Consider the following 8,558-nt stretch of genomic DNA (forward strand, 5'->3'; position numbering starts at 1 on the left):
GGCCGGGCTGGGCGCCGCCGGTGCTGCACGGCGGTCGGATGGAAGCGGCGCTGCGCACGCTCGAACTGGAGGTCCGCCGCCGGCTCGACGGGCTGCTCCAGGGCAACCACCTCGGCCTCGTGCCCGGACCGGGCTCCGAGCCCGGCGAGGCGCGGCCCTACCAGCCCGGTGACGACGTGCGGCGGATGGACTGGGCGGTCACCGCCCGCACCACCGTGCCGCACATCCGCGAGACCGTCGCCGACCGCGAGTTGGAGACGTGGCTCGCGGTCGACCTGTCGCCGAGCCTCGACTTCGGCACGGCGGCGTGCGAGAAGCGCGACCTGGTGGTCGCCGCGACGGCCGCGGTGGCGCACCTGACCCGTGGCGGCGGCAACCGGATCGGCGCCCTGGTCTCCACGGGCGAGGACCTCGTCCGCGTGCCCGCCCGCGGTGGCCTGGCGCACTCGCGCGGCCTGATCCGCAAGGTCGCCGAGACGCCCCGAGCGCCCGAGGGCACCCGCGGCTCGCTGGCCGACGTGGTCGAGCAACTGCGCCGCCCGCCGCGGCGGCGCGGCTTGGTCGTGGTGATCTCGGACTTCCTCGGCGGCACGGAGTGGCAGCGCCCGCTGCGCGCGTTGTCCGCCCGGCACGACCTGGTGGCGATCGAGGTGATCGACCCGCGTGACATCGACCTGCCCGAGGTGGGCCGGGTCGTGCTGGCCGACCCCGAGACGGGCAGGCAGCGGGAAGTCGTCGCGTCGCCGCTGCTGCGCCGGGAGTTCGCCGCGGCGGCGGCCGAGCACCGCGCCGAGGTGGCCGCGGGACTGCGTCGCGCCGGTGCGGGCCACCTGGTGCTGCGCACGGACTCGGACTGGATCGCCGACACCGTGCGGTTCGTCGTCGCGCGCAAGCGCCGCTGGTCGGGAGGGGTGGCCTGATGAGCCTGTCGGGTTTCACCGCGCCGTGGTGGTTCGTGCTGCTGGTGGGCGTGGTGGCGCTCGCCGCGTTCTACGTGGTGCTGCAACGCGTGCTGCGCAAGCGGATGCTGCGGTTCGCCAACCTGTCGATGCTGGAGAAGGTCGCGCCCAAGCGGCAGGGCTGGTACAAGCACGTGCCGGTGGCGTTGCTGATGGTCGCGTTCATCGCGCTGACCGTGGCGCTGGCCGGGCCCACCGCCGAGCAGAAGGTGCCGCGCAACCGCGCGACCGTGATGCTGGTGATCGACACGTCGCTGTCGATGAAGGCCACCGACGTGCAGCCGTCCCGGTTGGAGGCCGCGCAGGTGGCCGCCAAGTCGTTCGCCGACGGGCTCACGCCGGGCATCAACCTGGGGCTGATCTCGTTTGCCGGTTCGGCCACCGTGCTGGTCGCGCCGACCACCGACCGCGCGGCGGTCACGCAGAGCATCGACGGGCTGAAGCTGGCCCAGTCGACCGCGACCGGTGACGCGATCGTGGCGGCGCTGGCGGCGATCGACTCGTTCGGCAAGGTCGTCGGCGGCGCGGACGGGCCACCGCCCGCTCGGGTCGTGCTGATGACCGACGGCAAGGAGACGGTCGGCACGCGTGATGCGTTCGACGCGGCCGAGGACGCGAAGACGGCGGGCGTCCCGATCTCCACGATCTCGTTCGGCACCGAGGAGGGCGTGGTCGAGATCGAGGGCCGGCGGCAGGAGGTGCCGGTGGACGACGACTCGATGAAGGAGATCGCGAAGCTGTCCGGCGGGGAGTTCTTCAAGGCCGCGAGCGCCGAGGAGCTGCGCCGGGTGTACGACACGCTGGGCGAGCAGATCGGGTACGAGAAGAAGCAGGCCGACGCGTCGCGGCCGTGGGTGGCGCTGGGCACCGTGCTGGGGATGATCGCCGTGGCGGGCGCGCTGCTCTTCGGGCAACGTCTGCCGTGAGCGGGCAGTATGTCGCCCGTGGTGGTGGCGGAGAACTGGCGGGAGATGGTCGACTGGTCCGTGGCGCTGCTGCGCCGCGGCACCGGCGAGGGCGTGCCGGAGTGGAACCGGCGGGTCTTGTCGTCCGGCCTCGACAACGAGTGTGACCTGCGGGTCTGGTTGCGCGAGCAGGGCGTGACGGGGTATCCGCAGATGCTGCTCGTGATGGAGCGGTTCGGCTACCCGGACCTGTTGAGCGCGTCGTCGGACGAGCTGGTGGACGCCCAGTACGCCGACCGGCCCGAGCTGCGGCCGATCCTCGACCGGCTGCTGGCCGAGGCCGCGTTGCTGGGTCCGATGAGGGTGCAGGCGCGCAAGACGTACGTGGCCCTGGTGTCGCCGCGCCGGACGTTCGCGATCGTGAAGGCGAGCACGCGGACCCGGGTCGACCTCGGCCTGCGCCTCGCGGGCCACGAGCCGACCGGCCGCCTGGAGCCGGCGGGCTCGCTGGGCAACGACACCATCACCCTGCGGATCGGCATCGGCAGCGCCGACGACATCGACGACGACACCCTGACCCGCCTGCGCCAGGCCTACATCGCCAACTCCTGACCCCCGCGCGTGTCGAACCTTCAGGTCCCGCGTGTCGAACGCTCAGGCCCACCGTGTCGAACGCTCAGGCCCCTCGAGTTCAACATCCAGAACATGGCTCGCCGTCCTGAGCGTTGAACTCAGGGGTCCTGAAGGTTCGACACGGTGGTCCTGGAGGTTCGACACGCGGGACCTGAGTGTTCGACACGCCGTTAGCCGTGGAGGTTGCGGTAGGTGGTGGCGGCGCCGGGGTGCAGGGGGAGGCCGGCTGTGCCGATCAGGCTGCGCACGTCGAGGAACTGGGTGCCCAGGGTTTGGCCGGGGACGAGGGCGGCGGCACGGGAGATCAGGGTCCGGGTGACGGCGGCGGCCACGTCGTCCGGCAACGACGCCCGGCACACCAGCAGGTTCGCCACCCCGATCGTGGGCACCTCGCGGCTCGCGCCGTACACGCCCACCGGCACCGGCACCTGCTCGTACACCGAACCGTGCGCCGCACGCAGCTCGGGCACCAGCTCGGCCAACGGCAGCAAGCGGATGCCGGGCAGGCCGTCCAACGTCGGCGTCGGCACGCCACCCGACCACAGCAGGGCGTCGATCCGCCGTTGCGCCAACGCCTCCGCCGCGTCACCCAGCCTCAGGTGCTCCACCCGAACGGAGTCGCGCAGGCCGAGCGCGACGAGCATCCGCTCACCGGACAGCGACGCGCCGGAACCCTCCGCGCCCAGCGACACGGTCCGCCCGGCCAGGTCGGCGGGCACCCGCGCCGGGTCGTCCACGCGCACGACCAGCTGCAGGTAGTTCTCGTAGACCCGGCCCAACGCGCGCAACTCCAGCCCCGGATCGGCGACGAGGGCGGAGTCGGCCAGGACCAACGCGACCTGCGCCTCGCCCGACGCCAGCAACGCGAGGTTCGCCAGGCTGCCCTCGGTCTCCAACGCCCGGCCCCGGACGTCGACCAACTGCTCCGCGAGCAGGGTCGCGAAGTCGAAGTACATGCCGCCGCGCTCACCGGCGGCGATGGCCAGCTCACCCGACGGCGCGCCGCTCGTGCACCCGGCGGCCAGCAACCCGAGCAGGAACACCCGCCGGTTCACAGCGCCGGCTCCAACGGCAGCGTGACCCGGGCGGTGAACCCGTCGCCCGACGACAGGCGCAGCACGCCGTGGCGCGCCTTGACCAACTGGTCCGCGATCGCCAGGCCGAGCCCCGTGCCCGGTCGCCCGGACCGCCCGCGCCAGAACCTCGACGTGGCCAACGCCAACTCCTCCTCGCTCAGCCCCGGTCCGTCGTCGTGGACCTCCACCCAGCCGACGCCCGCCGCACGGTCCGCGCCGAGCGACACCCGCACCGCGCCGCCGTACTTGACCGCGTTGTCCAGCAGCACGTCCAGCACCTGCGCCAGGTCCGACTCCGGGCACCGGACGAGCACCGCCAACGCGGGCGTCCGCGGCAGCGGCACCTGCCAGAACCCGGCCCGGTCCACGGCCACCGCGCCGACATCGGCCACCTCCGGCTCACGCCCACCCGCCGCGACCTCGGTGGCCGCGCTCTCCGCCGACGCCAACGCCAGCAGGCCGTCCAGCAGCGACTCCAGCCGTTCGATCTCGGCCACGCCCGCCGTGTACGCGCGCACGCCCTCCGGCTTCACCTGGCCGCTCAACGTGTCCATCCGCAGCCGCAACGCCGCCATCGGGTTGCGCAACTGGTGCGAGGCGTCCGCGATCAGCCGTCGCTGCTGGTCGGCGGCCTCCGTCACGGCGTCGGACATCCGGTTGAACGACTCCGACAGCTCCCGCACCTCCGGCGGCCCGCTGCTGCCCGCCACGTGCGCCCGCCGTTCGCCGGCGGCCACCGCCCGGACGCCGATCGCCAGCTCGGCCAGCGGTTTGAGCAGCCACCGCGTGACGGCCAGCACCAGCAGGATCGAGATGACGGCCGCCGCCAGCGCGCCGCCGAGGACCAGCAGCCACCGCGTGGTCACGTCCGCCGCCGCGCGGTCCACCGACGCGCGCAGCACCACCGCCCCGGCCACCCTGGTGCCCGTGCCGACCGGCCGGGCGAACACCACGTGCCCCGACGACCAGGGCGTCAGCGTCGGCACCGACGACGCGGGCTGGTTGCGCAGCGCGGCGTCCAGCACCCGTGCCAACGCGGGGTCGTCCGACGTCAGCCCGGCCTGGGCGACCGGCTGCCTGCGTGCGTCGACGACCACCACCGGATCGCCGTACAGCTCGACGTACGCGGCGACCTCGTCCTCCAACGCGGCCTTGTCGCCGGTGGTCTCGGCCTGCTGGGCGAGCGCGGCGAACCGGTCCAGGTCACCGGTGCGCGTCAGCACGAACCGCTGCGTGCGCTCGGCGGCCGTGGACGACAGCAGCGGCACGGCGAACGCGGCCACGGCGGCGGCCGAGAACAGCAGCAGCACCAGCAGCAGGCGGCGGCGCATTCACTTGCCCGTCTGCTCTTCGGCCCCGCCGACGGCCAGCCGGTAGCCGAAACCCCGGATGGTGGTCAGCAGGCCGGGACGACCCAGCTTGGCCCGCAGCCCGGCCAGGTGCACGTCCAACGCCCGCGACACGGCCAGGTACGCGTCACCCCACACCTCGTCCATGAGCTGCTGGCGGCTGACCGCCGTGCCCGCGCGGCTGGCCAACGCGGCCAGCACGTCGAACTCCTTGGTGGTCAACGAGACCTCCGCGTCGCCCACAACCACGCGCCTGCCCTCCAAGTCGATCTCCACGTCGCCGATCCGCACCGTGCGGTCCTTGGGCCCGGTGAGCGCCGCGCTGCGCCGCGCGACCGCGTCCATCCGCGCGAGCAACTCTCCGAGGCGGACCGGTTTCACCAGGTAGTCGTCCGCGCCGAGCCGGAGACCGCGCACTATCGACCGCTCGTCGCCCCGCGCGGTGAGAACCAGCACAGGCACCGGCGACACCTTGCGGATCTTGCGCAACACCTCCAGCCCGTCGGTGTCGGGCAGCCCGAGGTCGAGCAGCAGCAGGTCGAAGTCGCGGTGGACCAGGAGCGCGTCCGCGCCGCGCGCCACCCGGCTCGGCCGGTGGTCGTTGGCCTCCAGCGCCTCGACCAAGGCGTCCGCGACCCCGTCGTCGTCCTCGACGAGCAGCACGCGCACCCGTCCACCCCCTTTGGTTGGGGCGATTATGGCCGTTGAGGTGTAAACAAGTGGCTGTGAGCATTGACGAGCACGTGCCCGCGGTCCTGCTGGACGAGGCCAGCGAGGCGTTGGAAGCGCTTGCGGGTGTGCTGGCCGACGGCCAGACCTTGAAGGAAGCCCTGCAGCAGCTGGCCGAATCCGCGTCGCGGGTCATCCCCGACGCGGAGAACGCCAGCGTGACGGTGATCGACGCCGACGGGGCTTCCACGCTGGCGGCCACCGACGACAAGGTCCTCGCCATCGACGCCGACCAGTACGCGGCCGGTGACGGCCCGTGCCTGGAGGCGTCCAGGACCCAGCGGCCGGTGCGGGCCACCGTGATGGACGGCCGGGCCAAGTGGCCCGAGTTCGCCGCCGCCGCCGAGGGCGCGGGCGTGCGGGCCTACCTGTCCGCGCCGCTCGTGGTCGAGGACGACGTGCTCGGCTCGCTGAACCTCTACAGCTCCGAGGAGCGGGCGTTCGACCCGTTCGACGAGGCGTTGTTGCGACTGTTCGTCACCGCCGCGTCCACCACGATCAACGGGTTCCGCCGGTACGAGCGGTCCCGGAGGCTGGTCGAGGACCTTCAACGCGCGCTGGTGTCCCGTGCCGAGATCGACCAGGCGAAGGGCGTGCTGATGGCCGCGCACGGTGTCGACGCCGAAGAGGCGTTCGGCCGGCTGGTGTCCGAGTCGCAGCAGCGCAACACCAAGCTGCGGGAGGTCGCCCGCAACCTGCTCGCCTCGGTGCGAAGACAGCCGTGATTATCACCTGCCTGACAGAAGTCGTATTCGAATTTTGTTTTTCGCAACAGCTGTGAATGGATCGGTTCCGGTGCTTCCGGGTGCGGTTAGAGTGGTCGGGAAGAAAGTCGATTTCCCCCATTCTGGTCCGAGGAGGAGCATGCGCAAGAACCGTGTCGCCGCGGCGGGATTCGCTGTCGTGGTCTCCGCTGCGCTGACCGCGTGCGCCGACGGCCCGTCGTCGACGATGAGGACGTTCGACACGCCGCAGGCGCTGGCCGAGGCGAACCGGGTGGCCGCCGAGGGCAGGGGGTCGGTCACCGTCGACCTGGACCTCGCGACCAACGGCAAGGGCAGTTGCGGGTTGCGCACCGCCGACTTCGCCGCGTCGTGCCGGATCTCCATCGCCGACGCCGACGAGGTCGCGTACGTGATGGTGCCGGACGGCATCTTCGTGCGGATACCGCGAGGCCAGGCGCCGCAGCCGGACAAGCCGTGGCTCAGGATCGACCCGGACGACCCGACCAACGCGCTGGCCCGTGCCATGGCGGACGTCGCCGTGCACATCCGCGACACCGCCGACATCCGCAAGGCGCTGCCGGAGGGCGCGCGGATCGTCGAGACGGCCGAGGAGTCGGTGTCCGGCAGGCAGACCGTCCGCTACACCGCGCACGTCACGGTGGACGGTCGGGCGTCGGTGCTGAAGCTGTGGGTGGACGACCAGGACCTGCCGGTGAAGACCGAGGCGCGCACGCCGGTCGAGGGCGGTGAGCCGGTGCAGGTGGTCGCGCACTACCGCGACTGGGGCAAGCCGGTCGACATCACCCCACCGACACCGGAGCAGCTCGGAGAGTTGCCCGCGCTGCCCGGCTGACGCGGGGCCGGTCCCCTCCGGGCTGCGCGGAGGGGACCGGATCGCGTTGGTGCGCAAGGGGTTCCGGTCACGTGCGGCGACGGGTGCGGCGCAGGTGGAGGAGGATTCCCGCGCCCACGGCGAGGAGCGCACCGCCCAGGACCAGCGGGCCCGTGATCGAGGAGCCGGTGTTGGCCAGCCCTCTCTTGTCCGGGTGCGACACCGGGACCACGGCCGGCGATGTGGTTGTCGTGGTGCTGCTGCCGGCCGACGTCGTGGTTGTGGTGGTGGACGTGGTGGTGGACGTGGTGGTGGACGTGGGAACCGTTGTGGTGGTGGACCTCGTGGTGGTGGTGCTGGTGGTCGGCTGAGTGGTGGTCGTGCTCGTCGTCGTGGTGGTGGTCGGCCGAGTAGTTGTGGTTGTCGTTGTGGTGGTCGTCGTCGGACTCGTCGTGGTCGTCGTGGTCGTCGTGGTGGGATCGGTCGTGGTGGGATCCGTAGTAGTGGTCGTGGGCGACGTTGTGGTGGTGGGTTCCGTTGTCGTGGTTGTGGAGTCGGTGGTGGTGGTCGTCGGCTCCGTGGTGGTGGTCGTTGTCGTGGGGTCGGTCGTCGTCGTTGTGGTCGTCGTCGTTGTTGTGGTGGTGCCCTCTGGCTGCACCGTGAACTCGTACAGGCGGGTCGACTGACCCGGCTTGAGCGTGCACGGCGAGGTGAACGTGCCGAGCCCCGTCTCCCCACCGTCGGCGGTGCGCGGGGTCAGGGTGGTCACGAAGTCGCCGACGTCGATGGTCGTGGTGCCCGCGAAGGGGAAGCTCAACGACGGCGTGGCGCCCGTGGCGACCGTGTCGAACTCGCCCGACGGCGGGACCGCGGTCTTGGCCACGGTCAGGTCGGGCACGATGTCGAGCACCAACCCGGCGTTGTCGATCACGGTCTGCGCCGACGCGGTGCCTTCCACGGTCGCCGCGCCGACGAGCGCCAGGCCCTGCGTCGCCAGCTCCGGCACGGTGGCGGTGGCGGTCACGCGAGCCTCCGGGATGGGTTCGCCGACCACCGCGGTGTCCGGGAGGTCCTCGACCACGATCTCGACGCTCATGTCCTGCGCGCCGATCAACGGGAACGGGCAGTTGTAGACCAGGGTCAGCCTCGCCATCGCCGCGCTGCCGACGCCCGCGCCCCACAGGGCCGATCCGCCGACCACCACCGCGGTGACACCCAGCGCGGCCACCCGGTGCCGCAATCTCATCTCAGGTCCTCCTGGAGAAACGTCGGGGCGGGGCGGCGCCCGCGCCCGGCCCCCCCCCGGGGGGGGACCTCCCCGGGGGGGCCGACGGCGGGCTGCGGGGGGGC

Annotated in this window: 9 protein-coding genes; 5 read left to right on the top strand and 4 right to left on the bottom strand. The window is 72.4% G+C overall.

Annotated elements, in window-relative coordinates; genetic code table 11:
• Positions 1 to 38: 38 nt before the first annotated feature.
• Genes LNK82_RS04715 through LNK82_RS04725 form a run of 3 tightly spaced genes read left to right on the top strand, consistent with a single transcriptional unit; the run spans position 39 to position 2,476 of the window.
• The gene (locus tag LNK82_RS04715) at positions 39 to 920 is read left to right on the top strand and encodes a DUF58 domain-containing protein (RefSeq protein WP_230565828.1); all 882 of its coding nucleotides are present in this window, start codon (positions 39 to 41) and stop codon (positions 918 to 920) included.
• A complete protein-coding gene (locus LNK82_RS04720) occupies positions 920 to 1,885 on the top strand; it encodes a VWA domain-containing protein (protein ID WP_230565680.1) in 966 nt (321 codons plus the stop codon). The genes LNK82_RS04715 and LNK82_RS04720 overlap by 1 nt, the downstream gene beginning before the upstream one ends.
• Positions 1,886 to 1,894: 9 nt before the next feature.
• Positions 1,895 to 2,476, top strand: a complete 582-nt coding sequence (locus LNK82_RS04725) for a DUF5655 domain-containing protein (protein ID WP_230565681.1) — start codon at positions 1,895 to 1,897, stop codon at positions 2,474 to 2,476.
• A gap of 191 nt (positions 2,477 to 2,667) precedes the next feature.
• On the opposite strand, the gene LNK82_RS04730 is transcribed toward LNK82_RS04725, so the two are convergent.
• Genes LNK82_RS04730 through LNK82_RS04740 form a run of 3 tightly spaced genes read right to left on the bottom strand, consistent with a single transcriptional unit; the run spans position 2,668 to position 5,591 of the window.
• Positions 2,668 to 3,552, bottom strand: coding sequence for a TAXI family TRAP transporter solute-binding subunit (locus LNK82_RS04730; protein ID WP_230565682.1), 885 nt, complete (start codon positions 3,550 to 3,552; stop codon positions 2,668 to 2,670).
• Complete coding sequence (locus LNK82_RS04735) at positions 3,549 to 4,904, bottom strand: sensor histidine kinase (protein WP_230565683.1); 1,356 nt, start codon at positions 4,902 to 4,904, stop codon at positions 3,549 to 3,551. The genes LNK82_RS04730 and LNK82_RS04735 overlap by 4 nt, the downstream gene beginning before the upstream one ends.
• Positions 4,905 to 5,591: a response regulator transcription factor gene (locus LNK82_RS04740; RefSeq protein ID WP_230565684.1), complete on the bottom strand. Its 687-nt coding sequence runs from the start codon at positions 5,589 to 5,591 to the stop codon at positions 4,905 to 4,907.
• 50 nt (positions 5,592 to 5,641) lie between these two features.
• Here LNK82_RS04740 and LNK82_RS04745 point away from each other — a divergent pair, with 50 nt between their 5' ends.
• Complete coding sequence (locus LNK82_RS04745) at positions 5,642 to 6,376, top strand: GAF and ANTAR domain-containing protein (RefSeq protein ID WP_230565685.1); 735 nt, start codon at positions 5,642 to 5,644, stop codon at positions 6,374 to 6,376.
• A gap of 139 nt (positions 6,377 to 6,515) precedes the next feature.
• Complete coding sequence (locus LNK82_RS04750) at positions 6,516 to 7,229, top strand: hypothetical protein (RefSeq protein WP_230565686.1); 714 nt, start codon at positions 6,516 to 6,518, stop codon at positions 7,227 to 7,229.
• A 67-nt stretch (positions 7,230 to 7,296) separates the two neighbouring features.
• Here LNK82_RS04750 and LNK82_RS04755 read toward each other — a convergent pair whose 3' ends face one another.
• Positions 7,297 to 8,454 (bottom strand): DUF6801 domain-containing protein, encoded by a 1,158-nt coding sequence (locus tag LNK82_RS04755; protein WP_230565687.1) that lies wholly within the window; start codon positions 8,452 to 8,454, stop codon positions 7,297 to 7,299.
• Positions 8,455 to 8,558: the final 104 nt, after the last annotated feature.

Source organism: Saccharothrix luteola, from assembly GCF_020859565.1.
Taxonomy (GTDB): domain Bacteria; phylum Actinomycetota; class Actinomycetes; order Mycobacteriales; family Pseudonocardiaceae; genus Actinosynnema; species Actinosynnema luteola.